This is a genomic window from Rhizobium sp. S163 (assembly GCF_030380805.1).
Taxonomy (GTDB): Bacteria; Pseudomonadota; Alphaproteobacteria; order Rhizobiales; family Rhizobiaceae; genus Rhizobium.
On sequence record NZ_JAUDSA010000036.1, the window covers coordinates 78,308 to 101,810 of the forward strand.

The 23,503-nt window shown below is 63.3% G+C and carries 20 protein-coding genes; 13 read left to right on the forward strand and 7 right to left on the reverse strand.

Annotated features, from left to right (window positions below; genetic code table 11):
• The first annotated feature begins 8 nt into the window (after positions 1–8).
• The 3 genes from QTL96_RS25455 to QTL96_RS25465 all read left to right on the forward strand — a co-directional run bounded on the left by QTL96_RS25455 (position 9) and on the right by QTL96_RS25465 (position 3,629).
• Positions 9–1,532, forward strand: a complete 1,524-nt coding sequence (locus QTL96_RS25455) for a sugar ABC transporter ATP-binding protein (protein WP_289729677.1) — start codon at positions 9–11, stop codon at positions 1,530–1,532.
• Positions 1,533–1,602: 70 nt separating this feature from the next.
• Entirely contained in the window at positions 1,603–2,604 is a 1,002-nt protein-coding gene (locus tag QTL96_RS25460) for an ABC transporter permease (protein WP_018901969.1), read from the forward strand.
• A gap of 77 nt (positions 2,605–2,681) precedes the next feature.
• Positions 2,682–3,629, forward strand: a complete 948-nt coding sequence (locus QTL96_RS25465; RefSeq protein WP_018901968.1) for a substrate-binding domain-containing protein — start codon at positions 2,682–2,684, stop codon at positions 3,627–3,629.
• Positions 3,630–3,672: 43 nt separating this feature from the next.
• Here QTL96_RS25465 and QTL96_RS25470 read toward each other — a convergent pair whose 3' ends face one another.
• Positions 3,673–5,463 (reverse strand): adenylate/guanylate cyclase domain-containing protein, encoded by a 1,791-nt coding sequence (locus QTL96_RS25470; RefSeq protein ID WP_289729678.1) that lies wholly within the window; start codon positions 5,461–5,463, stop codon positions 3,673–3,675.
• Between the two features lie 268 nt (positions 5,464–5,731).
• Here QTL96_RS25470 and QTL96_RS25475 point away from each other — a divergent pair, with 268 nt between their 5' ends.
• Together QTL96_RS25475 and QTL96_RS25480 are read left to right on the forward strand one after the other, a co-directional pair.
• Complete coding sequence (locus QTL96_RS25475) at positions 5,732–6,784, forward strand: sugar phosphate isomerase/epimerase (RefSeq protein ID WP_289729679.1); 1,053 nt, start codon at positions 5,732–5,734, stop codon at positions 6,782–6,784.
• 217 nt (positions 6,785–7,001) lie between these two features.
• Positions 7,002–8,189, forward strand: a complete 1,188-nt coding sequence (locus QTL96_RS25480) for a Gfo/Idh/MocA family oxidoreductase (protein ID WP_113200738.1) — start codon at positions 7,002–7,004, stop codon at positions 8,187–8,189.
• A 217-nt stretch (positions 8,190–8,406) separates the two neighbouring features.
• Here QTL96_RS25480 and QTL96_RS25485 read toward each other — a convergent pair whose 3' ends face one another.
• The 3 genes from QTL96_RS25485 to QTL96_RS25495 all read right to left on the reverse strand — a co-directional run bounded on the left by QTL96_RS25485 (position 8,407) and on the right by QTL96_RS25495 (position 10,618).
• On the reverse strand, positions 8,407–8,814 hold the full coding sequence (locus tag QTL96_RS25485) for a DoxX family protein (RefSeq protein ID WP_018901964.1): 408 nt from the start codon (positions 8,812–8,814) through the stop codon (positions 8,407–8,409).
• A gap of 114 nt (positions 8,815–8,928) precedes the next feature.
• Positions 8,929–9,657: an alpha/beta hydrolase-fold protein gene (locus QTL96_RS25490; protein ID WP_289729680.1), complete on the reverse strand. Its 729-nt coding sequence runs from the start codon at positions 9,655–9,657 to the stop codon at positions 8,929–8,931.
• On the reverse strand, positions 9,629–10,618 hold the full coding sequence (locus tag QTL96_RS25495) for an acetylxylan esterase (RefSeq protein WP_289729681.1): 990 nt from the start codon (positions 10,616–10,618) through the stop codon (positions 9,629–9,631). Before QTL96_RS25495 ends, QTL96_RS25490 begins: the two co-directional genes overlap by 29 nt.
• 406 nt (positions 10,619–11,024) lie before the next feature.
• Here QTL96_RS25495 and QTL96_RS25500 point away from each other — a divergent pair, with 406 nt between their 5' ends.
• From QTL96_RS25500 to QTL96_RS25530, 7 genes are all read left to right on the forward strand, one after another.
• Positions 11,025–12,623, forward strand: coding sequence for an ABC-F family ATP-binding cassette domain-containing protein (locus QTL96_RS25500; protein ID WP_289729852.1), 1,599 nt, complete (start codon positions 11,025–11,027; stop codon positions 12,621–12,623).
• Positions 12,624–12,736: 113 nt separating this feature from the next.
• The gene (locus QTL96_RS25505; RefSeq protein ID WP_289729682.1) at positions 12,737–14,140 is read left to right on the forward strand and encodes a GH1 family beta-glucosidase; all 1,404 of its coding nucleotides are present in this window, start codon (positions 12,737–12,739) and stop codon (positions 14,138–14,140) included.
• 366 nt (positions 14,141–14,506) lie between these two features.
• On the forward strand, positions 14,507–15,538 hold the full coding sequence (locus tag QTL96_RS25510; RefSeq protein WP_289729853.1) for a methionine ABC transporter ATP-binding protein: 1,032 nt from the start codon (positions 14,507–14,509) through the stop codon (positions 15,536–15,538).
• Positions 15,528–16,196, forward strand: coding sequence for a methionine ABC transporter permease (locus QTL96_RS25515; protein WP_113009228.1), 669 nt, complete (start codon positions 15,528–15,530; stop codon positions 16,194–16,196). The genes QTL96_RS25510 and QTL96_RS25515 overlap by 11 nt, the downstream gene beginning before the upstream one ends.
• Positions 16,197–16,236: 40 nt before the next feature.
• Positions 16,237–17,013, forward strand: a complete 777-nt coding sequence (locus tag QTL96_RS25520; protein ID WP_113009229.1) for a MetQ/NlpA family ABC transporter substrate-binding protein — start codon at positions 16,237–16,239, stop codon at positions 17,011–17,013.
• Between the two features lie 94 nt (positions 17,014–17,107).
• Positions 17,108–17,665 (forward strand): NADPH-dependent FMN reductase, encoded by a 558-nt coding sequence (locus QTL96_RS25525; protein ID WP_289729683.1) that lies wholly within the window; start codon positions 17,108–17,110, stop codon positions 17,663–17,665.
• A 145-nt stretch (positions 17,666–17,810) separates the two neighbouring features.
• Positions 17,811–20,021 carry an EAL domain-containing protein gene (locus QTL96_RS25530; protein ID WP_289729684.1) on the forward strand — a complete coding sequence of 737 codons (2,211 nt, stop codon included), beginning with the start codon at positions 17,811–17,813 and terminating at the stop codon, positions 20,019–20,021.
• A 33-nt stretch (positions 20,022–20,054) separates the two neighbouring features.
• On the opposite strand, the gene QTL96_RS25535 is transcribed toward QTL96_RS25530, so the two are convergent.
• The 3 genes from QTL96_RS25535 to QTL96_RS25545 all read right to left on the reverse strand — a co-directional run bounded on the left by QTL96_RS25535 (position 20,055) and on the right by QTL96_RS25545 (position 22,694).
• The gene (locus QTL96_RS25535) at positions 20,055–20,990 is read right to left on the reverse strand and encodes a rhodanese-related sulfurtransferase (RefSeq protein ID WP_026283627.1); all 936 of its coding nucleotides are present in this window, start codon (positions 20,988–20,990) and stop codon (positions 20,055–20,057) included.
• A 329-nt stretch (positions 20,991–21,319) separates the two neighbouring features.
• Positions 21,320–22,228, reverse strand: a complete 909-nt coding sequence (locus tag QTL96_RS25540) for a CHAD domain-containing protein (protein ID WP_289729685.1) — start codon at positions 22,226–22,228, stop codon at positions 21,320–21,322.
• Entirely contained in the window at positions 22,206–22,694 is a 489-nt protein-coding gene (locus QTL96_RS25545; protein ID WP_289729686.1) for a CYTH domain-containing protein, read from the reverse strand. Before QTL96_RS25545 ends, QTL96_RS25540 begins: the two co-directional genes overlap by 23 nt.
• A gap of 154 nt (positions 22,695–22,848) precedes the next feature.
• Here QTL96_RS25545 and QTL96_RS25550 point away from each other — a divergent pair, with 154 nt between their 5' ends.
• The gene (locus QTL96_RS25550; RefSeq protein ID WP_289729687.1) at positions 22,849–23,487 is read left to right on the forward strand and encodes a 2-dehydro-3-deoxy-phosphogluconate aldolase; all 639 of its coding nucleotides are present in this window, start codon (positions 22,849–22,851) and stop codon (positions 23,485–23,487) included.
• Positions 23,488–23,503: the final 16 nt, after the last annotated feature.

The following is a 23,503-nucleotide window of genomic DNA, read 5'->3' on the forward strand; positions in this document are numbered from 1 at the left end:
AGGACATCATGAGTTTGGAGACTGTCGAGGCTGCGCCGGTGGTGTTGTCGGCCCGGCGCATATGCAAATCCTTCAATGGGGTGCAGGTCCTCTTCAGCGTCAATTTCGAGCTGCGCGCCGGTGAAATCCATGCGCTGATGGGCGAAAACGGTGCGGGAAAGTCGACCCTCGTCAAGGTGATGTCCGGCTTCGAACAGCCGACCTCGGGCGAGATCGTTCTCGATGGCCAGCCAGTCGTGCTGCCGCCGAACGGCGCTGCCGAGGCGCTGGGCATCGTCATCATCCACCAGGAATTCAATCTCGCGGATCACCTGACTGTCGCCGAAAGCCTGTTTCTCGGCCGCGAGGTCACGCGCTTCGGCGTGCTCGATCGCAAGTTCATGCGCGCGGAAACCCGCAAGGCGCTCGATCTGCTCGGTTCGCATGTCGACGAGAACGCGCTGATCAGCACGCTCTCGATCGCCGACAAGCAGATGGTGGAGATCGCCAAGGCGATCAGCCGTGATGCGCGCGTCGTGTTCATGGACGAACCGACGGCGGTGCTGTCGCGCGAGGAGACCAACTTCCTGTTCAAGCAGGTGCGCAAGCTGCGCGACAAGGGTACCAGCTTCGTTTTCGTGTCGCACAAGCTCGACGAGGTCATGGAGCTGACCGACCGGGTCACCGTGCTGCGCGACGGGCAGTGGGTGAAGACGGCGCCGACGGCGATGCTCGACGGTGAATCGATCGCCCAGCTGATGGTCGGGCGCGAACTTTCCAGCCTCTATCCGACCAAGAGCGAGCCCGATGTCGACGAAGAGATCGTGTTGAAGGTCGAGGGCATCTCGACCGGCTATGTGCAGGATGCGAGCTTCGAGGTGCGCAAGGGCGAGATCATCGGTTTTTCCGGCATGATCGGCTCCGGCCGCACGGAGCTGATGGAGGCGATCGCCGGGCTGCGCGGCCGTACGGCCGGCGAGGTGGTCATCCGCGGCGAGAGTGTTGCCTCGGGCGATGTGCATTCGGCCAATCGCGCCGGCCTCGCCTACATGACCAAGGATCGCAAGCACAAGGGCCTGCTGCTCGGCTCCAACATGCTGGCCAACCTGACGCTGCAGTCGCTGGGGCAGCATTCGCGGCACGGCTATCTCAGCCCCAGCAGCGAGGCTGCGGCGCTGGCCAAGGCGCGGCGGCGCTTCGATATCCGTGTGCGCGACGCCAATATCGTGGCCGGGCGCATGTCTGGTGGCAACCAGCAGAAGCTGCTGCTTGCCAAGGTCATGGAGACCGACCCGGAAATCATCATCATCGACGAGCCGACGCGCGGCATCGATGTCGGCACCAAGCAGCAGATCTATCATTTCATCTCGGCGCTTGCGCGCGACGGTCGCTCGATCATCGTCGTCTCCTCGGAGATGCCCGAGGTGATCGGGCTGTGCACCCGGGTGGCGGTGATGCGCGAGGGGCGGATCGTCGGCGTGCTCGAGGGCGACGAGATTTCCGAGCAGGAGATTATGCGCTACGCGGCGGGCTTGAAGAAGAAGGCCGCCTGAGGCGGCCGCAAGAGACAAACCGCCGACGCGGCGGATTATCAGACAAAATGCCTGGAGGATGGCTTTGGATATGAGTGCGAACGACGAGACCAGTCAGATCAGACGGCGCTCCTGGCGAGATATCGATCTCAGGGCGGTCGCGCCGTTCGCGGCGCTTGCGTTGCTGCTTGTTGTCGGCGCGTTGGTCAATCCGAATTTCATCGGCATCACCAATCTCGCCAACGTTGCGACGCGCAGTGCCTTCATCGCCATCATCGCCGTCGGCGCCACCTTCGTCATCTCGTCGGGGGATCTCGATCTCTCGGTCGGGTCCATGGTTGCCTTCGTTGCCAGCCTGATGATCCTGTTGATGAATTCCGGCCTTATCGCCGATCCGGCCTTGATGCTGGCGGTTGCCGTCGTCTTCACCATCGTCGCCGGCGCGCTCTGTGGGTTGGCGAACGGGCTGATCACCACCGTCGGCAAGATCGAGCCGTTCATCGCCACGCTCGGCACCATGGGCATCTATCGCGGCCTGACGACCTGGCTCTCCCAGGGTGGGGCGATCACGCTGCGCTCGGCCGAGCAGCAGTCGCTCTATCGACCCGTCTATTTCGGCTCGATCGCCGGCGTGCCGGTGCCTATTATCGTCATCCTCGCGGTCACCGCGGTCGCTGCCTTCATTCTCTATCGCACGCGCTATGGCCGCCATGTCACGGCCGTCGGCTCGAACCGCGACGTGGCGCGCTATTCCGGCATCGCCGTCAACAAGGTGCGCACCATCGCCTTCGTCATTCAGGGGCTTTGCGTGGCGATTGCCGTGCTGCTTTACGTGCCGCGTCTCGGCTCGACCTCTGCGACAACCGGCATCCTGTGGGAGCTGCAAGCGATCACCGCCGTCGTCGTCGGCGGCACGGCGCTGAAAGGCGGGGCAGGGCGCGTCTGGGGCACGATCTGCGGCGCCTTCATTCTCGAGCTCGTCGGCAACATCATGCTGCTCTCGAACTTCATCTCGGAATATCTGATCGGCGCCATCCAGGGCTCGATCATCATCATCGCCATGCTCGTGCAGCGGTCGCTGGCGCGCAGGTAGCAAGGGATTGGCCGGGTCGGCGGGGCGCCCGGTCTGAAGGTTCGCAAGCCCTGGGGTTTAATGGGAGGAAAACAGACATGCGTAAGACACTATTCAGCTTGGCGGTCGTGACGGCGGCGCTGCTCGCCGGCGTCGCTCACTCGGCGGACAAGAAGACCATCGGCGTATCGATCCCGGCGGCCGACCACGGCTGGACCTCCGGCGTGGTGTTCCATGCCGAGCGCGTCGCCAAGCTTCTGATGGCCGAGCACCCTGACCTCACCGTCATCGTCAAGACCTCGCCGGATGCCGCAAGCCAGGCAAACGCCGTGCAGGATCTCGCGACACAGGGCATGGACGCGCTGGTCATCCTGCCGTCCGATCCGGATCCGCTCGTCAACGCCATCAAGGAAGTCAAGGACAAGGGCACCTTCGTGGCGCTGGTCGACCGTGCGCCGAGCACCAACGACGACAGCGTGCGTGACATCTACATCGCCGGCAACAACCCGGCGCTTGGCGAAGTCGCCGGCAAGTACATCAAGGAAACGACGCCGGACGCACAGGTCGTCGTCATCCGCGGTCTGCCGATCCCGATCGACCAGCAGCGCCAGGACGGCTTCGACAAGGGTATCGCCGGCTCCAACGTCAAGGTTCTCGACCGCCAGTTCGGCAACTGGAACCGCGACGACGCCTTCAAGGTGATGCAGGACTATCTCACCAAGTACCCGAAGATCGACGTGGTCTGGTGCCAGGACGACGACATGGCCGTCGGCGTGCTGCAGGCGATCGAGCAGGCCAAGCGCACCGACATCCAGTATGTCGTGGCCGGCGCCGGCTCCAAGGACATGGTCAAGAAGGTCATGGACGGCGACAAGCTGATCCCGGTCGACGTTCTCTATCCGCCGGCAATGGTTGGCACCGCCATGGAACTGACGGCCGCGTCGCTCTACGACCAGGTCCCGGTTCGCGGCACCTATATCCTCGACGCCACGCTGGTGACGAAGGACAATGCCAAGGACTTCTACTTCCCGGATTCGCCGTTCTGATCCTTGTGAACACGAGGCGCCCGCTCGAAAGGGCGGGCGTCTTTCATTGTGGCGGCAAGCCAGCCTTGGCGAGGTCGCCGACAAAGCGCTCGATGAAGGTTTCGCTCATCGCCGGCTTGAGGCCGAAGTAGAATTCACGCCTGGCATCATCAAGCGTCATGCCCGGCCGGAAGCTGTAGAGCTCGTCGATCGTCCGGCGTGCCTCCTCGATCTTGCCCTGCCGCCCCTGGATCGCCACCAGCGCCATCGCCGGCCAGAAGGTGACGTTCGGTGAGCGCATCGATGCGCGGGCGGCGTCGGCTGCCTCGTCAAGCTTGTCCATCTGGTAGTTCGCAAACGCCATCATGCTGTGAAAGGTCCAGAGATGCGGGTCGCGCGGACTGAGACGAAAGGCTTCGCTGAATTCGGGCATGCCCTCCTGCGGCCGGTCGGCGTAGCAGAGCGCCTGGCCGAGCGCGAAATGCGCCTGGGCAAAGCTGTGGTCCAGTTTCACCGCATGACGAAGATGGGCGATCCCGGCCTCCGTGGCGCCGTCGAGCGCAAGCGCCCTGCCGAGTGCGAGATGGGCCGCGGGCTCCTTCTGATCGAGCGTGATTGCGCGTTCGGCGAGTTCGATCGCCTCGCATATGCGCCCGGAACGCTCCTCCAGCGAGCCGTACCAGCCGAGCTGGATGTGGACGTAAGCGAGCCGCGCCTGCGCCTGCGCGAAACTCGGATCGATGGCGATCGCCTGCTCGAACAGCTGCTTTGCGGTGTTCAACTCGTCGATGGTGAAGCGGTAGAGATGCCAGAGGCCCTTCAGATAGATTTCCCAGGCGGTCATGTCGACGATCGAGCGGCCGCGCAGGGCCGCGAATTCGATGGCGCTCAATTCGGGCTCGATGGTTCCGGTGATCTCGGAGGCGATCTCGTCCTGGAGGTCGAAGATATCGGCCAGCATGCGGTCATAGCGTTCGGCCCAGAGCAGCGTACCCTCGCTTCCATCCAGAAGCTGCGCGGTGATGCGGATGCGCGTGTCGGAGCGGCGGACGCTGCCTTCGAGCACGTATTTGACGCCGAGATCCTCGGCGACCCGACGGGCATCGACGGCGCGGCCCTTGAAGCTGAAGGAGGAATTGCGGGCGGCAACCAGCAGCCAGCGACAGCGCGCCAGGGTGGCGATCAGCTCATCGGTGAAACCGTCGGAAAAATGCTCCTGCCCCTCGATGCTCGACATGTTGGCAAAGGGAAGCACGGCGATCGACGGACGCTTGCGCTCAGGCGGCTGCGTGGGGATCGCCCGCTCCGGGATTTCATCGTCGAGACTGTCCGTCTGGCCACCCGGCGGAAACCAGCGCCATACCCGGACGGTCTGCTCGATGTTCTTCAGCTTGCGATTTCCGAAGTCGGTGGCCTCGAAATCGAGCGCCGTGCCGATCTGGTCGCGCACCTGCTGCGACAGGCAGATGCCGCCGGCGGGCGCCAGCGCCTGCAGCCGCGCGGCAATGTTGACGCTCTCGCCGAAGATATCGCCATCCTCGGTCAGGACGTCGCCGACATGGATGCCGATGCGCCAGATCATCCGGCGGTCGGGCACGACATCGTGATTGCCGGCGAGAATGGCCTGTTGTATCTCCATCGCGCAGCGCAACGCGTCGACCACGCTGGAAAATTCCGCCAGCGTGCCGTCTCCGACGAACTTCACGACATGTCCGCGATGCCTGTTGATGGTGGGGACGATGGTTTCGGTGTTGTGGCGTTTCAGCGCCGCGAAGGTGCCCGCTTCGTCGAGGCCCATCAGCCGGGAGAAGCCGACAACATCCGCATCCAAGATTGCCGCCAGCCGCCTCGTCATGGACCACCCTCCTGGTCGACCAAGAGTAGCACGCGGTGGCGGGAAGTCCACAAAGATGCGCTGCCGCATGAGCGCCCGCGGAGCGGCGGTCAAGAAATGCGGTACGTACGTCTTGCGGGCTGGTGCCCGACATGGTTTAGTCGCAACCGCTAAATCTGGCCTGGGAGGGGGAGATTTGCATTCTCGCCAAAATCGGCTTGCAGAGTGCAAATCAAGTGCTAGAACTACACCAGAAACGTTTACGGTCATTATTCAGGGAGGAATTGACATGAAAACGATCAAGGGCCCAGGCTTGTTCCTCGGGCAGTTCGCGGGCGATGCCGCACCTTTCAACTCGTGGGATTCGATCACCAAGTGGGCAGCCGATATCGGCTACAAGGGCGTGCAGGTTCCGACCTGGGCGGGCCAGCTGATCGACCTCAAGAAGGCTGCATCATCCAAGGATTATTGCGACGAGTTCGCCGGTGTTGCGCGCCAGAACGGCGTCGAGATCACCGAACTCTCTACCCACTTGCAGGGCCAGCTGGTTGCCGTGCACCCGGCCTATGACGAAGCCTTCGACGGCTTCGCCGCACCCGAAGTGCGCGGCAATCCGAAGGCACGCCAGGAATGGGCTGTCGAGCAGGTGAAGATGGCGCTGACGGCGTCGAAGCACCTCGGCATCAAGGCGCATGCGACGTTTTCCGGCGCGCTCGCCTGGCCGTTCATCTATCCGTGGCCGCAGCGCCCGGCCGGTCTCGTCGAGACCGCTTTCGATGAACTCGCCAAGCGCTGGACGCCGATCCTCAATCACGCCGACGAAAATGGCGTCGACATCTGCTACGAGATCCATCCCGGCGAAGACCTGCATGACGGCGTCACCTTCGAGATGTTCCTCGAGCGCGTGAAGAACCATCCGCGCGCCAACATGCTCTACGATCCCTCGCACTACGTGCTGCAGTGCCTGGATTACCTCGACAACATCGACGTCTACAAAGACCGGATCAAGATGTTCCACGTCAAGGATGCCGAGTTCAACCCGACAGGTCGCCAGGGCGTCTATGGCGGTTACCAGGGCTGGGTCGAGCGCGCGGGCCGCTTCCGGTCGCTGGGCGACGGCCAGGTCGATTTCGGCGCGGTGTTCTCGAAGATGACGGCCAACAACTTCGATGGTTGGGCCGTGGTCGAATGGGAATGCGCGCTGAAGCATCCCGAGGACGGCGCGCGCGAGGGCGCCGAGTTCGTGAAGTCGCACATCATCCGCGTGACGGAGAAGGCCTTCGACGACTTCGCCGGCAGCGGCACGGACCAGGCGGCCAATCGGCGGATGCTGGGGATTTAAGCTGGGTTTAGTCTGGTAGGAGAGGTGGTGCCGTGTGGCCCCCTCATCCGACCCTTCGGGCCACCTTCTCCCCGCTGGGGAGAAGGGAAGGTCGAGCGAGCGGCCCGCCCCGAGTCTCTTCTCCCCAACGGGGAGAAGGTGCCGGCAGGCGGATGAGGGGGCCACACGGTAGAACCTCAAATCGAGCGCACCCACACACAAAAATTTGGAGGAACACATGGCAATCGAAGCATCAACGGAACACACGCGCGAGCCGCGCATCCGTCTCGGCATGGTCGGCGGTGGCGCCGGCGCTTTTATTGGCGCGGTGCACCGCATCGCGGCGCGTATCGACGACCAGTATGAGCTGATCGCCGGCGCGCTGTCGTCGACGCCGGAAAAGGCGATGGCCTCGGGCGCCGATCTCGGGCTCGATCCGACCCGCACCTATTCCAGCTATCGCGAGATGGCGATCCGCGAGGCGAAGCTGAAGAACGGCATCGAGGCGGTGTCGATCGTCACGCCGAACCACGTGCACTACGACGCCGCCAAGGAGTTCCTGCGTCGTGGCATCCACGTCATCTGCGACAAGCCGCTGACCTCGAACCTCGCGGACGCCAAGAAGCTGAAGAAGGTGGCCGACGAGAGCGGCGCGCTCTTCATCCTCACGCACAATTACACCGGCTATCCGATGGTGCGCCAGGCGCGCGAGATGATCGCCAATGGCGAACTCGGCGATATCCGCCTGGTGCAGGCCGAATATCCGCAGGACTGGCTGACCGAGGCCGTCGAGCAGCAGGGCGCCAAGCAGGCCGTGTGGCGCACCGATCCGGCGCAATCGGGTGCTGGCGGCTCCACCGGCGATATCGGCACGCATGCCTATAACCTCGCCACCTTCGTCTCCGGCCTCGAGCTCGACAGCCTTGCCGCCGATCTCGACAGCTTCGTCGAGGGCCGTCGTCTCGATGACAACGCGCATGTGATGCTGCGCTTCAAGGCCAAGGGCTCGGAAAAGCCGGCCAAGGGCATGCTCTGGTGCAGCCAGGTCGCGCCCGGCCACGAGAACGGCCTGAAGGTCCGCGTTTACGGCACCAAGGGTGGTCTGGAATGGGTGCAGGCCGATCCGAACTACCTCTGGTTCACGCCGTTCGGCGAACCGAAGCGCCTGATCACCCGCAACGGCGCCGGCTCCGGCGCAGCAGCAGCGCGCGTCTCGCGCATTCCATCGGGTCACCCGGAGGGCTATCTCGAGGCGTTTGCGACGATCTACACGGAAGCCGCGCATGCCATCAACGCCCACAAGAAGGGTAAGGCGGTCGACAAGGCCGTGGTCTATCCGACGGTGGATGACGGCGTGAAGGGCGTTGCCTTCGTGGATGCCTGCGTGGCGTCGTCGAAGCGCAATGGGGCTTGGGTTAAGGTGTAAGCCGTTAGGGTTTGGGCGAGGGGGTGTGCCGTGGGGCACCCCCTCTGTCCTGCCGGACATCTCCCCCACAAGGGGGGAGATCGACTCGTTGCGATGTTTACGCCAAACAATGAAGGTGGAACGAGCGGCTGCGCCCAGCCAATCTCCCCACTTGTGGGGGAGATGCCCGGCAGGGCAGAGGGGGGTATCCTCGCTCCGCCGCTCGCTTTTCAACCAATCAAGCCGCAACCACACCCTGCTTGCGCTTCATCATCGCATCGACGCTGAACGGACCAGCACCGGCGGCGACGATGTAGAGGAAGACGAAGCAGAAGAGGATGGCGGCGACGCCGCCGTTTTGGGCGGGGAAGAAGCTCTTCGACGCGTGGCCGATGAAATAGGCGAAGGCCATCAGGCCGGAGAGGACGAAGGCGGCGGCGCGGGTCTGAAAGCCGATCAGCACCAGGAAGCCGAGCGTCAGTTCAAGCAGGCCGGCAATCCAGGACATCGACCCGACATCGGGCACGCGCTCGGCAGCGGGGAAATGCAGGATCTTCTGCGTGCCGTAGCTGAAGAGAACGAGCGCGGAGACGATGCGCAGCAGGCTGAGCAGGGCCGGCTGCAAGAGGTGGATCGAAGCGAACATGGATGACCTTTCTCGTGAGGGAAGACTGTTTCCAGCCTTTAGCCACGGTCCGGGCAATGACAATTCACGAGTTTTGACATCAGCGTTATCGGCCGACTGCCGGCCTTCAGCGGCTCAGATGTAGAGTGCGGCCATCTTGCGCCAGGCGCTGGCGCGGTGGGCGCGGCCGTCCCAGACATGTAGCTGGTGGCCGACCTGCTTGTCCGACAGAAGCCGGCTCAGATAATGGTTGTTGTCGAGAAAGGGATCGGCATTGCCGATCGTCATGACGATCTCGACCTCGCGCAGCTTGTCCAGCTGCCAGCCGTGATGCAGCCCCGGCAGGAAATGCGTCGGGGTGTGGAAATAGACGGCGTTGTCGTAATATCCGTCAAGCAAGTCGCCGAAGGCTTCGACCTTCAGCGTCAGGTCGTAGCGTCCCGAGAATGCAACGAGCTTGCGGAACAGATGCGGGTGGCGGAAGACGAGGCTCGCTGCCTGGAAGGCGCCGAGGCTGCAGCCGTGCACGATGGTGCAGTCGTGCCCGTTTCTTGCGGCCATCAGCGGCAGGACTTCGTGGAGGATATAGTCCTCGAAGGCTTGATGGCGGTGGATGCGGTCGGCCGGATGGCGGTCGACGCCGTAGAAGGTCTCCGTGGCGAGGCCCTCGATGCAATAGAGCTGCAACTGGCCGGCTTCGAGCTTGTGGGCGAGGCTGGCGACAAGGCCGATCCGTTCATATTCCCAGAAACGGCCATCGCGCGTCGGAAACATCAGCACCTTGGCGCCGGCATGGCCGAACACCAACAGCTCCATCTCGCGATGCAGGCGCGGGCTATGCCAGCGCAGATATTCCCGGTTCATGAACCTTCAAAAAACCTCGCAGCTTTTCGCGCAGAGCAAAATTCTGTTCCGTCATTCCAGGATAGTCGAAATGTCCGGCGTCGAGGATGAAGATTTCATTATATTTTGACGGCGGTACCGCGTTGGCCACGGCGAACTGGCAGGGCGGGGCGACGGCCGGATCGAACAGGGCGACGGCCACCAGCATCGGCACCTTGATCCGGGTCGCTGCTGTTGCGGCATCGAACAGGCGCAGATGATCGAGCACGTCGGGATGGGTCTTTTGATAGGTCTGCACGGAATCGGCGCTGCCCACTGTCGGCAGCGTGAGCCACTGCTTACGGTCGCCGAAGGTGGGTACGATCAGGTGGCCGCGATCGATGCGGCTGTCGAAGGGGATCGCCAGCGCGCCCAGCCCGCCGCCGAAGCTGCCGCCGATATAGCCGATGCGGTTTGCGAGCCATGGATAGAGCGCCTGCAGCGTCGAGACGGCGATCCAGAGATCCTCGACGCAGCCGCCGATGACGTAGTCGTCGGGGTTGTCGATATTGTGCAGCACATGGCCGGGAGCCTCCGGCGGGATCGGCGCCTGCGCGCTCCGCGACATGCCGCGGGCGCAGGGGAAGAGGATGGCGGTCTGTTCCACCGGCAGGTCGAAATCCGGCGCATCGCGGCCGCCATATCCATGGCCGACCACCAGCCCGCGCCGCACCGGCGCGTCACGCGGCAGAAGCAGCCAGCCGCCGATCGTGACGTTGTCCGTCGAAGTGTAGGTGATATCGAGCACCTGCCAGGCGGGGTGGGTGAGATTGCTTTGCTTCAGCGTTGGCTGTGGGTCGATGGCGAGCGCGCGTTTGTACCGCTTCTGCCAGAACGCGTCGAAGCCTGGTGGAGCCTCTGGCGGGACGATGGCGCGCAGCGTGTCGAGCGTCATGCCGTAGGTGGGGTCGAAGGGGAAGGGGTGCGTCTTGGGGATGGTCATGGGGGAGTTGTTTCGTGGAAATGGGGGGATTGCAAGGCGGGGTGAGAGGTTGGAGAAAAAGTCCCCTCCCCAACCCCTCCCCACAAGGGGGAGGGGCTTGCTGGGCGCACTCGCGTCGCCGAACCGCAGCCTCTCAACAGCCGCGAGTGATATGAGGAAGCGCAAAGGATGCCACAGGATAGCCCCTCCCCCTTGTGGGGAGGGGTTGGGGAGGGGACTTTTTCTGAGAGGACGTGCGGGGGACTTCTTATGAGATGTCGCTAGGGACTTTACACCCCACCCGCCTTGATTTCACCTCACCACCTGCCTAGATTGCAGCCATCCGCAATACCAACAGGACGGTGCACCATGGATTTCAGCCCGATCGCAATGCCGCTTTGCCTTGCCATACGGGAAACCCATGTCCATGCCTGCATACATTACCCTTTCCAATCTTTCGTGGTCCACGCCTGACGGGCGGCCGCTTTTTTCCAATCTCGATCTGAGCTTCGGGGCTGAACGCGCCGGGCTGGTCGGCCGCAATGGCGTCGGCAAGACGACGCTTCTGAGGCTGATCACCGGTGAGTTTCAGCCGCAATCCGGCAACATCGCCGTCAGCGGGCGTCTCGGTGTTCTCCGCCAGACGGTGCAGGTGGATGCCGATGCCACGGTTGCCGATCTCTTCGGTGTCCGCGATGCGCTCGATGTCGTCGCGCGCGCGGTTCTCGGCGAAGCCTCGGCCGAGGAGGTCGCATCCGCCGACTGGACGCTGGAGACCCGCCTTGCCGATGCGCTTGATCGCATGGGTTTCTCGGCGGAGCCCGATACGCTGCTCACGTCGCTTTCGGGTGGCCAGCGCACGCGGGTCGGGCTGGCGGCGCTGATCTTCGGTGAACCGGATTTCCTCATCCTCGATGAGCCGACGAACAATCTCGATCGCGATGGCCGGGAGGCGGTGATTGCTCTCATCGAGAGCTGGCGCGGCGGCGCGCTTGTGGTCAGCCACGATCGCGCGCTGCTCGAACGGATGGATGCGATCGTCGAGCTGACGACGCTCGGCGCCAAGCGCTATGGCGGCAATTGGAGCGCGTTTCAGGCGCGCAAGGCGGTCGAGCTTGCGGCGGCCGAACATGACCTTGCGGATGCGGAAAAGCGTGTGGCGGATGTCGCCCGCAGCGCGCAACTCTCGGCCGAGCGGCAGGCGCGCAGCGACAAAGTCGGCGCCAAGAAGGCGGCGCGGGGCGATATGCCCCGTATCGTCGCCGGCGGCCTGAAGCGGGCGGCGGAGAACACGAAAGGAGACAAGGTCCGGCTCGGCGAGAAGCGGCGCGAGGAGGCGATGGAGGATGCCAGTGCGGCGCGCGAGCGCATCGAGATCCTGCAGCCCTTTTCGGCGAAGCTGGCGTCGACGCATCTGCCCGCGCCGCGGGTGGTGTTGCGGCTCGATGGCGTGACTGCCGGATACGAGGCGGATAGGCCCGTAATCACCGATCTCTCCTTCGCCATGACTGGGCCGGAGCGGGTGGCGGTCGAGGGGCCGAACGGTTCGGGCAAGACGACGCTGCTGTCGCTCGTCACCGGGCAAATCGCGCCCTGGGCGGGAACGGTCTCGGTGCCCGTGCGCCTTGCGGTCTTCGACCAGAGGGTCAGCCTGCTCGACCGGTCGCTATCGATTGCCGAGAACTTTCGCAGGCTCAATCCCGGTGCGAACGAGAATGCCTGCCGCGCGGCGCTGGCGCGGTTCATGTTCCGGGCCGATGCCGCCCTTCAGCAGGTTTCGACGCTGAGCGGCGGGCAGTTGCTGCGCGCCGGGTTGGCCTGCGTGCTGGGCGGTGCGGAACCGCCGCCGCTGCTTGTCCTCGATGAGCCGACCAACCATCTCGACATCGATTCCATCGCCGCCGTCGAGGCGGGGCTCGCCGCCTATGACGGTGCGCTCCTCGTCGTCAGCCACGACGCGGTGTTTCTCGAGCGGATCGGCATCACGCGGCGGCTGTTGCTGCCATCGGGGGAAAATGTGCTCTGAGAGCGCGCGTTCCTATCTGCAACGTTACAGATTTGACATTTCAAACCTATACGTAGAGTAGAGAGCAGCCGGAAGCGCGACGCAGCCGCCGGCCGAGTTTGGAGGATTTCAGTTTGACGATTGATGCGAAGACCCCCGCCGCGAAGATTGATGCCAAGGCCCTGGCCGCCCGCTTTCCCGGCGATTTCACCTTTGGCGTGGCGACGGCCGCCTTTCAGATCGAGGGCGCTTCGAAGGCCGATGGACGCAAGCCGTCGATCTGGGATGCCTTCTGCAACATGCCGGGCCGGGTCTTCAATCGTGACAATGGCGACGTCGCCTGCGATCACTATAACCGCCTCGACGAGGATCTCGATCTCATCAAGTCGCTCGGCGTCGAGGCCTATCGCTTCTCCATCGCCTGGCCGCGCATCATCCCTGATGGAGCCGGGCCGGTGAACGAGAAGGGGCTCGATTTCTACGATCGCCTCGTCGACGGCTGCAAGGCACGCGGTATCAAGACCTTCGCGACGCTCTATCACTGGGATCTGCCGCTGCTGCTAGCCGGCGATGGCGGCTGGACGGCGCGGTCTACGGCCTATGCCTATCAGCGTTATGCCAAGACGGTGATGTCGCGTCTCGGCGATCGTCTGGACAGCGTCGCGACCTTCAACGAGCCGTGGTGCATCGTCTGGCTCAGCCATCTCTACGGCATCCATGCGCCCGGCGAGCGCAACATGCAGGCAGCACTGCACGCCATGCACTATATGAACCTCGCCCATGGCCTCGGCGTCGAGGCGATCCGCTCGGAAGCGCCGAACGTGCCCGTTGGTCTGGTGCTCAACGCCATGTCGGTCATCCTGGGTTCCGACAGCGCTGCCGACCAGGCCGCCGGCGAGCGGGCGCACCAGCTCCACAACGGCGCCTTCTTCGATCCCGTCTTCAGGGGCGAATATCCGCAGCAGTTCCTGGAGGCGCTCGGCGATCGGATGCCTGTCGTCGAGGAGGGTGATCTTGCTGTTATCAGCCAGAAGCTCGACTGGTGGGGGCTCAATTATTACACGCCGCTGCGCGTCGCCGACGATCCCAAGAAGACCGGCGATTTCCCCTGGACGGTCGAGGCGCCCCGCGTCAGCGACGTCAAGACTGATATCGGCTGGGAGGTCTATGCGCCGGCGCTGAAGCATGTGGTGGAGGATCTCTATCGCCGCTACGATCTGCCGGAATGCTACATCACCGAGAACGGCGCCTGCGACAACACCGGCATCGAAGCGGGCGTGGTCGAGGACGGGATGCGGCTCGATTACTATATCCAGCACCTCGATGTCGTCGCCGACCTCATCAAGGACGGCTATCCGATGCGCGGCTATTTCGCCTGGAGCCTGATGGACAATTTCGAGTGGGCGGAGGGCTATCGCATGCGCTTCGGCCTCGTGCATGTCGATTACGACACGCAGGTGCGCACGGTGAAGACGAGCGGCAAGTGGTACTCGGAGCTCGCCGCGCAGTTCCCGAAGGGCAATCACAAGAGCGCCTGATCGCCTTCGTCATAATTGTCTATGCGGCAGGTAGATTTTTTCCTGCCGCATCGCACAAATAAAAAAACATCCCTGTCGGGTTTCAACCACTGGCGGCATAAGTTGCGGCAACAGGAAAGGCGAAACGTCTTTCTTTCCCGCCCGCAACGAAAGCCGCGTCCATGTCTCGCACCCGTGATTGTCTTCGAATGTGCCGCCCGATTGGCTAATCGGCGCGATAGCGGTTATAGAACCGCCAGTTTTTGAAGACCAACACTTGGCGAGCATGAAATGACACTCCAAAACCAGGCCCAACAAGACGCTGCCCCAGGCGCGTCCGGTGGCCATTCCGGGCGAGAGCGAGAGGGCGCGGCGGGGGCGATCCCGATGGTCGCCTTTGAAGGCGCCGGCAAGCGCTACGGGCCATCAGGCGAGGGCGGTTTCACCGCGGTCGAAAAGGTCGATCTCACCGTGGCGCGGGGCGCCATCACGGGCATCATCGGCCGCTCCGGCGCCGGCAAGTCGACGCTGATCCGCATGGTCAACGGGCTGGAGACGGCAACCTCGGGCAAGGTGCTCGTCGATGGCGTCGATGTCGGCGGGCTCAGCGAAGAGGGGCTTCGCGGCCTGCGCCGTCAGGTTGGCATGATCTTCCAGCACTTCAACCTTCTGTCCTCGCGCACCGCCTTCGACAATGTGGCGCTGCCGCTGGAGATCGCGGGTGTCGACAAGCAGACGATCCGCGCCAAGGTCGGGCCGTTGCTCGATCTCGTCGGTCTCGGTGACAAGGCGGGCAATTATCCCTCGGAGCTGTCGGGTGGACAGAAGCAGCGCGTCGGCATCGCCCGCGCGCTGGCGACCGATCCGAAGCTGCTGCTCTCCGACGAGGCCACCTCGGCGCTCGATCCGGAGACGACGCAGTCGATCCTCGAGCTCCTGAAGCGCATCAATGCCGAGCTCGGCCTTACCGTTCTCCTCATCACCCACGAGATGGAGGTGGTGAAAACCATCGCCAGCCACGTGGCGGTGATCGATGCCGGCCGGATCGTCGAGGCCGGCCGGACCTTCGACGTTTACACCAACCCGCAGCACCAGACGACGCGCACGCTGCTTGCCTCGGCGCTGAAGCTGCCGGAGTGGCTGCGTTCGGGCATCAAGGCGCAGCCATCAGCGGGCGACCGGGCGCTGGTGCGGCTGGTGTTCTTCGGCGAAACCGCCTTCAAGCCCTTGACCGGGCGGCTGGTCGCGGAGCTCGGCTCCGACGTCAATATTCTCGCCGGCGCGATCGAGGAGATCGGGGGCGAGCCCTTCGGTTCGCTCGTCGTTTCCTATTCCGCCGATCCTGACGTGATCGCGCGTGCCGACCGCTTCTATGCGGAAACCGGTCTCAAGACGGAGGTGCTCGGTTATGTCGCCTGATATGATCTATAACCTTCTCTCCAAGGCGCTGATGCAGACGCTGCAGATGGTGTTCGTCGCCGGTATCGTCGGCTCGATCATCGGCCTGCCGATCGGCGTGTTCCTGGCCACTTCGGGCAAGGGCGAGCTGTTTCCGGCGCCGAAGACCAACCGCGTGCTCGGGCTGATCGTCAACGCCGCGCGCTCGACGCCGTTCATCATCCTCGTCGTCGCCATCGTGCCGCTGACGCGCCTTCTGACGGGGACGTCGATCGGCACCTGGGCGGCGATCGTGCCGCTCACCATCGCCACCATCCCGTTCTTCGCCCGCCTGGTCGAATCCGCCATCCGCGAGATCGACAAGGGGCTGATCGAGGCTGCCCGCGCCATGGGCGCCACGCCGTTCCAGATCGTCTTCAAGGTGCTATTGCCGGAGGCGCGGCCGAGCATCCTGATGGCGCTGACGATGACCATCGTCAGCCTGATCGGCTACTCGGCCATGGTCGGCGCCGTCGGCGGCGGCGGGCTGGGCGACCTCGGCATCCGCTACGGCTACCAGCGCTTCAATCCCGAGATGATGGTGATTGTCGTGATCGTTCTGATCGTTCTCGTGCAGCTCGTCCAGAGCGCCGGCGACGGGCTCGCCCGCCGCTTCGACAAGCGCAACCGGAAAAACTGACCCTTTAACAACAAACCATAATTCAACACAGGAGACACCCATGAAGAAGTTCATCATCGCAGCCGCGCTCGCGGCCTTCGCGGCCGGATCGGCACTGGCCGAAGACATCAAGGTCGGCGTCACGCCGGGCGAGCACGCGCAGATCATGGAAAAGGTCGCCGAGATCGCCAAGACCAAGGGTCTCAACATCGAGATCGTCGAGTTCTCTGACTACGTCGTGCCGAACCAGGCTCTCAACGACGGCGACATCCAGGCCAACTCGTTCCAGCACCAGCCCTACCTCGACAACCAGATCGCCGACCGCAAGTTCGATCTCGTCAGCATCGGCACGACGATCACCACCCCGATGGGCGTCTATTCCAAGAAGGTGAAGAGCCTCGACGAGCTGAAGGAAGGCGCAACCGTCGCCATCCCGAACGACCCGACCAATGGCGGCCGCGCCCTGCTCGTTCTCGCCTCCAAGGGCCTGATCAAGTTCAAGGACAATCCTGGCGTCAAGGTCACCGTTGCCGACATCATCGAGAACCCGAAGAAGATCGACTTCGCTGAAATCGACGCCGCGCAGCTGCCGCGCTCGCTCGATGACGTCGATGCCGCCGTCATCAACACCAACTACGCCATGGAAGCCGGCCTGCATCCGAAGACCGACGCCATCGCCATCGAGAGCGAAAAGTCGCCCTACGCCAACGTGATCGTTGTCCGTACCGCCGACAAGGATGCGCCGTGGGCCAAGACGCTGGTCGAATCCTACCACGACGAAAGCATCCGCAAGTTCATCAACGAACAGTTCAAGGGCGCGCTGATCCCGTCCTGGTAAGAGCTGGTCTTATCCTTATTCGAGATGAAGCGGTCCGGCCTTGCCGGGCCGCTTTTTCGTTGGGGCGAATCGTCGGATGCCGTAGACCAGTGGGATGGACGCCAAACCGCTCTTTCTCTATGCGCTCTGCGGCAGCCAGCGGAAGGTCTCGACCAATCGCCGGCTGCTCACGACCATGCGCGATCACGCGCCGGATGGCGTGACGATCGAGATCTGTGATCTCATCGGTGATCTGCCGATTTTCAATCCCGATCTTGAAGGCGAGAACACGCCCGATATCGTCGAGCGGCTGGGCGCGAAGATGCGCGCGGCCGATGGCGTCATCGTCGCCTGTCCGGAATATGCGCACGGGCTGCCGGGCGGGCTGAAGAATGCGCTGGACTGGCTGGTGTCGCGCGACGAGGTGCCCTTCAAGCCCGTGATGATCGCGCATGCATCGCATCGCGGCGACTTCGCGCTGGGCCAGTTGACCGAGGTCTTGAAGACCATGTCGTTCGATATCGTCGAGGAAGCGCATCTGCGGATCGGGCTGCTCGGGAAGGACGATGCGTCGCAGGCGACGGTTCTCGATGCGGCTGTGCGAGACGGCGTTATTTTGAACGCGCTTGCAATATTCTGCACGCACGTTCGTGAGGATGCGCTTTATAAGTAGATTTGAATAATTTTATCCGATTGAAATGAAATGGTTTTTGTCGCTCTTGCGTTCATGCCGCAGATGCGAGAGTGCTTAATCGTTCAATCGCGTTTTAACCGTTTTTTGAAGGCTTCCCGGCAGTATTCGCCCACAGGGAGAATGCATGCCGTCGATCTTCAGCAAACGAAGCGCGATTCTGGGAGCTGGTCGCCACACAACCGTGGCCGGCGTCCTGTTTTCGTTTGCCGTCGTCGTCGCGGTCGTCACGATGATGGTGCTGAATGCGCTGGATCACGTGGCGCAGAAATCCAACGTGCTCGATGACGAGCGCTCGCGCGAAACCGTCTCCGGCGCGCTGCAGAATTTCGTAGCCCAACTCGGCGCCACCCTCAACGACTATGCCGCATGGGACGATGCCGCGACCAATGTCTACGCCACCGATGGCATGGACTGGACCGTGTCGAACTACGGCGAGATGTCGGTCAACAGCGCGCTGTTCGACATGGCAATCGTGATCGACGACGACAAGACGCCGATCATGGTCTATCGCGACGGCAAGCCGATGGACGGCTCGTTGCAGGAGTTCTTCTCGCCGGCACTCTGGGCGCTGTTCGACAAGGTGAAGTCCGCAGGCGCGCAAGAGCTGCCCGAGGCATCTGGCTTCATCAGCACGAAGTCCGGCATCGCCGTCGGCGGCGTGGCGCTGGTGCGCGAAAAGTCCGGCGCGCTCGCGGCCGCGCCCGGCAAGCACCGCTATCTCATCTTCATCCGCCATCTCGACGCCGCCAAGATCGACGATATCGGCAAGACCTATGTCATCGGCGGGCTGCGGCTCGTCCCTGGCGATCAGGCCGCCACCTATTCCGTGCCGATCGAGGATGCGCTTGGCGCGTCGCTCGGCAAGCTGATCTGGACGTCGCGCGCGCCTGGCGATGTCGGCTATGCCGATGTGCGCAGCCAGGTGGTGCGGGCTATCTGCCTTGTCGGCCTGTTCTTCGTCGTGCTTTTGATCATCGGCTGGCTGGCCGGGCGCAGGCTGAAGAGCGAGGAGATCATCGCGCGCGAGGATGCGTTGCGCGACCGGCTGAGCGGACTTCTGAACCGAGACGGCCTGCGCGTCTCCGTCGATGCGATGGTGACGCTTGCCCGGCAGTCTCAGGATAATGTCCAGCTTCTCTATCTCGACCTCGATGGGTTCAAGGAAGTCAACGATTCCTACGGTCACGGCACCGGCGACCAGCTGATCCGCGCGGTCGCGGCGGGGCTCAAGGTGCTTATCCCCGAGGGTGCCGTGCTTGCCCGCATCGGCGGCGACGAGTTCGCCATCGTCTTTGCCTCGCCGCAAGCGGATGCGGCTGCATTGCAGCTCTCGGAGCATATTCTGGATTTCCTGGCCGAACCGCTGGAAATCGGCCGCCGCGTGGTCGTCATCGGCGCCAGCATCGGGATTGCTGTTTCGCCCGCGGGCAGTGTCGATCGCGAGGAGCTGGTGCGGCGTGCCGATCTGGCCATGTACAAGGCCAAGGAAGCCGGCCGCGCCCGCATGACGCTCTACGATCCCGCCATGGATGCCGATCGCGAGGAGCGCAACGCGCTGGAACTCGATCTGCGCCAGGCGATCGAAGGCGGCGACCTGACGCTTGCCTACCAGCCGCTGATCGGCGCCGACAGCAACGAGATGGTCGGCGTGGAAGCTCTTGTACGCTGGAACCGCCCGGGCCATGGGCCGGTCTCGCCCGATGTGTTCATCCCGGTTGCCGAGACCAGCGGTCTCATCGAGGCGCTCGGCCTCTTCGTGCTGCGCAAGGCCTGCGAGACGGCCAAGCAATGGCCGGAGCTCAGGATCGCCGTCAACGTTTCTCCCGGCCAGTTCCGCAACCCCGCCTTCACCGATTACGTGCGCTACGTGCTGCGCCAGACGGAAATCGAGGCCAAGCGGGTGACGCTCGAGGTGACCGAGGGTTACATGATCCAGAACCCGAAGCGGACGCGTCAGGCGATCGAGCAGCTGAAGACGCTGGGCGTGAAGATCGCGCTCGACGATTTCGGCTCGGGCTTCTCGTCGATCGGCTATCTCCGCCAGTTCGGCTTCGACCGCATCAAGATCGACCGTTCGCTGATCATGGATATCGAGCACAGCGAGAGCCAGCGCGAGATGCTGAAGGCGACCGTGGCGCTTGCCAGCTCGCTCGATATTCCCGTCACCGCCGAAGGTATCGAGACGCCGGAGCAGGCCGATATCGCCTCGCAGTTCGGTTGCGATACGCTGCAGGGCTTCTACTTCAGCAAGCCCGTCTCCGCCGAGGACATCACCGAGCGGCTGATGGAAGCGCGTGCGCGCAAGACCAGCGGACGGCGCGTCAGCGCCGCCTGATCAATTCTCTATCCAAGCTTCAGAGCGATCCCGTCAGGTGCCGATGTGCTTCTGGCCGCGTTTCTTGGCCAGCGCGATCTGCAGCTGGCGCTGGCGGTAGCGCAGCCGGTCTTCCTCGGTGCGGCTGTCGTAGCAATGGCTGCAGGACACGCCTTCCTCGTATTTCTCCGAGGTGATCTCTTCCGCGGTGATCGGATTGCGGCAGGCGTGGCAGAGCTTGTGGTCGCCCTCCTTCAAGCCGTGCTCGACCGAGACGCGCTCGTCGAACACGAAGCAGGCGCCTTCCCAGAGGCTCTCTTCCTGCGGCACTTCCTCGAGATATTTCAAGATGCCGCCCTTGAGGTGGTAGACCTCGTCGAAGCCCTGCTCCTTCATGAAGGCGGTGGCCTTCTCGCAGCGTATGCCGCCGGTGCAGTACATGGCGATCTTCGGCTTGTTGTGCAGGCCGGTGTTGTTCTTCACCCAGTCCGGAAATTCGCGGAAGGTCTTGGTGTTCGGGTCGACGGCGCCCTTGAAGATGCCGATCGCGGTCTCGTAATCGTTACGGGTGTCGATGACGATCGTATCGGGATCGGAGATCAGCGCGTTCCAATCCTGCGGCGCGACATAGGTGCCGACGATCTTGTTGGGGTCGATGTTCTCGACGCCCATCGTCACGATCTCTTTCTTCAGCTTCACCTTCATGCGCACGAAAGGCATTTTCGACGCGCGGCTTTCCTTGTGCTCCAGGCGAGCGAATTCCGGCATGGCGCGCAGATAGCCAAGCACCGTCGCGATCCCCGCATCCGGCCCGGCGATGGTGCCGTTGATGCCCTCATGGGCGAGCAGCAGCGTGCCCTTGACGCCATTATCCTCGCACAGCTGTTGCAGCGGCGCGCGCAGGCTTTCGAAGTGCGGCACGGAAACGAAATGATAAAGGGCCGCGACGAGGAAAGGGCTCGTCGCCTGTTGGGTCGATGTGTCGGTCATGCGGCTGGAAATACAGCTTTCGGCGACCAAGCGCAATCGCCCGCAGGTACGGCGAGAGCCTTTCCTGGTTAGCTTGAAGCATTCTGCCGGAGCAGGTTTTCGTCGGGGCAAAGGCGATTGGCGAAGGGCATACCCCGGGTACGGTCGAGCCGATCGCCTTTGATCCTGGCCGAAAGATGCCCGGCCCTGCGGGTTGGCTGAAACGGGCCGCCTGATCGTTCGGCCGGCTTGGCCGTATGCTTTGGCTACGACGCGCGCCGGCCGAACGATCATCCGACTCCGTTTGAGCCAACAGAATGCTTCAATCTAACCAGGAAAGGCTCTGATATTCATCCGCCAAAGGCGATCCAGAGCATCTCGATGCGCATCGCCTCGTCATCCGCATCCGGGCCGAAGATGTGCTCGGCGCGATCCAGCGCATCGTGACGACCCTGCTGCTGGTGGAAGATGATGGCATAGAGCAGATGCGCGAGGTCGTCGGCATTCTCGAAATGGTGATGCTCGGTCTCGACCAGCTCGCACAGCAATTCGAGATCGTTGATGCGCCCGAGCAGATCGACCAGCGTGCTCGCTGCCTCGTATTTCGCGTTCATGGCGGTCGGCCATAGCGGATTGAGCAGCTTGTGATAGGCGCGGTAATCCTGCGTGCGCTTGCGCAGGGTGTGAAAGGCCTCGGCCGAGACATGCCCCTCGCAGGCGGCCAGCGCCTTGCGCGCCTTGCGCACCGTGGTGTCCCACCCATGCGCCAGAAGCCGCCCATGCCTGCGGTAGCCGCCCTTGAGGTTGACGTCTTGAACGGCCGCGATCGCCCGCTTCAGCGCCGAGATGGTGTCGGAGACCACCTTTTCGGGATCGCGGCGGGCGGCAATCAGCCGGTCGCGCCGGGCGGTGAGCGCCACGACGATGCGGCCGAGCGCCTCGGCCTCGTCGCTGTCGCGGGCGCGTTCGTGCAGATAGGTGGCGGTCTCGACGAGGGCCGCCGCATCTCGCAAAGAGGATAGCGAGCGGGCGATGCCGCGTAGCCTGATGTTCTCGCGGGCGGAAAATTTCGGCACGGCGCTGGAGACGAGACGGTAGAGCGAGCGCACCCGCTTCAGCCGCTTGCGCGCCTCATGGATCGCGTGGTCCGTTCCTTGAGGCCGCGTTTCGAGCACGTCGATCGCATGGCGCAGCTGGCGTCGCGCGAGCTTGTGAAACTGTGATTTGAAGGACCGGTCAGGCCGTATGCTGAAGGGCATGCCGGTCGTGCTCAAATTCGGTTGCCAATGCCTGATTTGAGTATCTGAAATCGCCGGTGACCTCGCGGCCGAGCCAGGCGGGAAGCGCTGGCCGTTCGGCTTCCGACCCCATCTCGACCTCGGCGATGACGAGGCCGCGGTGCTGGCCGGCGAAAACGTCGACCTCCCAGACGTAGCCCTCATAGGGCACGCGGTAGCGGGTCTTTTCGATGACGATGCCGATCGCCGCACCAAGCAGCTCTTCGGCGTCAGTGACCGGGATTTCATATTCGAATTCGTCGCGGGTCATCTTGCTGCGGCCGATCTTGGTGGTCAGCCGCGCGCTCTTTTTGTCGATGATGCGCACGCGTACCGAGCGATCGTCCATCGACGCGATATAGCCCTGTCTGAGGACAGACTTCGCCTCTGCGCCGGAGCGCCAGCCATCGCTGCGTACCAGGAACTTCCGCTCGATCTCTTTTGCCATGACCGATGAACCTCTTTGACGACGGCCGGTACGCTAGCGCAATTTAGCTGAGGTTGATACCCATTCCGTTCCAAAGATGGTTGCGGTCTCGACAAACTTTAGCGGTAGGTCTATTCCGTTGCCGGAATTAAATCGTTTCAAAGGAACCACGGCCATGGGCGAAAAGACAGAAAAACTCCTTTCCATCCTGAAACTGCAGCCCGTCGTGCCGGTCCTGATCGTCGACGACGTCAAGTCGGGCGTTTCGCTGGCGCGCGCTCTGGTCGCGGGTGGTTTGAAGGCGATCGAAATCACCATGCGCACGCCTGCAGCGCTGGACACAGTTCGCGCCGTGGCCGACGAGGTCGAGGGTGCCGAGGTCGGCGCCGGCACCATTCTCAATGCCAAGCATTGGGAAGCCGCGGTGGCCGCCGGCTCCAAGTTCATCGTCAGCCCGGGCACCACGCAGGAGCTGCTCGACGCGGCGCGCGCTTCCTCCGTGCCGCTTCTGCCGGGCGCCGCAACCGCCAGCGAAGTCATGGCGCTGCGTGAAGAAGGCTATCAGGTGCTGAAGTTCTTCCCGGCCGAGCGGGCCGGTGGTGCGGCCATGCTGAAGGCGTTCTCCTCGCCGCTCGCCGGCACGCTGTTCTGCCCGACCGGCGGTATCTCGCTGAAGAACGCGATGGATTACCTGTCGCTGCCCAACGTCATCTGCGTCGGCGGTTCCTGGGTTGCACCGAAGGAACTGATCGCATCAGGCGACTGGGCCGGCATCACCAAGCTCGCCGCTGAGGCGGCCGCGCTGAAGGGCTGAGGCGGCTTTCTGCATT

What these genes read in the sequence shown, in the direction of transcription:
- QTL96_RS25535 (WP_026283627.1), bottom strand. Translation starts at nt 20,990, where the DNA reads ATGACCGACACATCGACCCAACAGGCGACGAGCCCTTTCCTCGTCGCG.
- QTL96_RS25540 (WP_289729685.1), bottom strand. Translation starts at nt 22,228, where the DNA reads ATGCCCTTCAGCATACGGCCTGACCGGTCCTTCAAATCACAGTTTCAC.
- QTL96_RS25480 (WP_113200738.1), top strand. Translation starts at nt 7,002, where the DNA reads ATGGCAATCGAAGCATCAACGGAACACACGCGCGAGCCGCGCATCCGT.
- QTL96_RS25490 (WP_289729680.1), bottom strand. Translation starts at nt 9,657, where the DNA reads ATGAACCGGGAATATCTGCGCTGGCATAGCCCGCGCCTGCATCGCGAG.
- QTL96_RS25545 (WP_289729686.1), bottom strand. Translation starts at nt 22,694, where the DNA reads ATGGCAAAAGAGATCGAGCGGAAGTTCCTGGTACGCAGCGATGGCTGG.
- QTL96_RS25470 (WP_289729678.1), bottom strand. Translation starts at nt 5,463, where the DNA reads ATGACGAGGCGGCTGGCGGCAATCTTGGATGCGGATGTTGTCGGCTTC.
- QTL96_RS25550 (WP_289729687.1), top strand. Translation starts at nt 22,849, where the DNA reads ATGGGCGAAAAGACAGAAAAACTCCTTTCCATCCTGAAACTGCAGCCC.
- QTL96_RS25455 (WP_289729677.1), top strand. Translation starts at nt 9, where the DNA reads ATGAGTTTGGAGACTGTCGAGGCTGCGCCGGTGGTGTTGTCGGCCCGG.
- QTL96_RS25500 (WP_289729852.1), top strand. Translation starts at nt 11,025, where the DNA reads ATGCCTGCATACATTACCCTTTCCAATCTTTCGTGGTCCACGCCTGAC.
- QTL96_RS25460 (WP_018901969.1), top strand. Translation starts at nt 1,603, where the DNA reads ATGAGTGCGAACGACGAGACCAGTCAGATCAGACGGCGCTCCTGGCGA.
- QTL96_RS25495 (WP_289729681.1), bottom strand. Translation starts at nt 10,618, where the DNA reads ATGACCATCCCCAAGACGCACCCCTTCCCCTTCGACCCCACCTACGGC.
- QTL96_RS25515 (WP_113009228.1), top strand. Translation starts at nt 15,528, where the DNA reads ATGTCGCCTGATATGATCTATAACCTTCTCTCCAAGGCGCTGATGCAG.
- QTL96_RS25520 (WP_113009229.1), top strand. Translation starts at nt 16,237, where the DNA reads ATGAAGAAGTTCATCATCGCAGCCGCGCTCGCGGCCTTCGCGGCCGGA.
- QTL96_RS25475 (WP_289729679.1), top strand. Translation starts at nt 5,732, where the DNA reads ATGAAAACGATCAAGGGCCCAGGCTTGTTCCTCGGGCAGTTCGCGGGC.
- QTL96_RS25485 (WP_018901964.1), bottom strand. Translation starts at nt 8,814, where the DNA reads ATGTTCGCTTCGATCCACCTCTTGCAGCCGGCCCTGCTCAGCCTGCTG.
- QTL96_RS25465 (WP_018901968.1), top strand. Translation starts at nt 2,682, where the DNA reads ATGCGTAAGACACTATTCAGCTTGGCGGTCGTGACGGCGGCGCTGCTC.
- QTL96_RS25530 (WP_289729684.1), top strand. Translation starts at nt 17,811, where the DNA reads ATGCCGTCGATCTTCAGCAAACGAAGCGCGATTCTGGGAGCTGGTCGC.
- QTL96_RS25525 (WP_289729683.1), top strand. Translation starts at nt 17,108, where the DNA reads ATGGACGCCAAACCGCTCTTTCTCTATGCGCTCTGCGGCAGCCAGCGG.
- QTL96_RS25510 (WP_289729853.1), top strand. Translation starts at nt 14,507, where the DNA reads ATGGTCGCCTTTGAAGGCGCCGGCAAGCGCTACGGGCCATCAGGCGAG.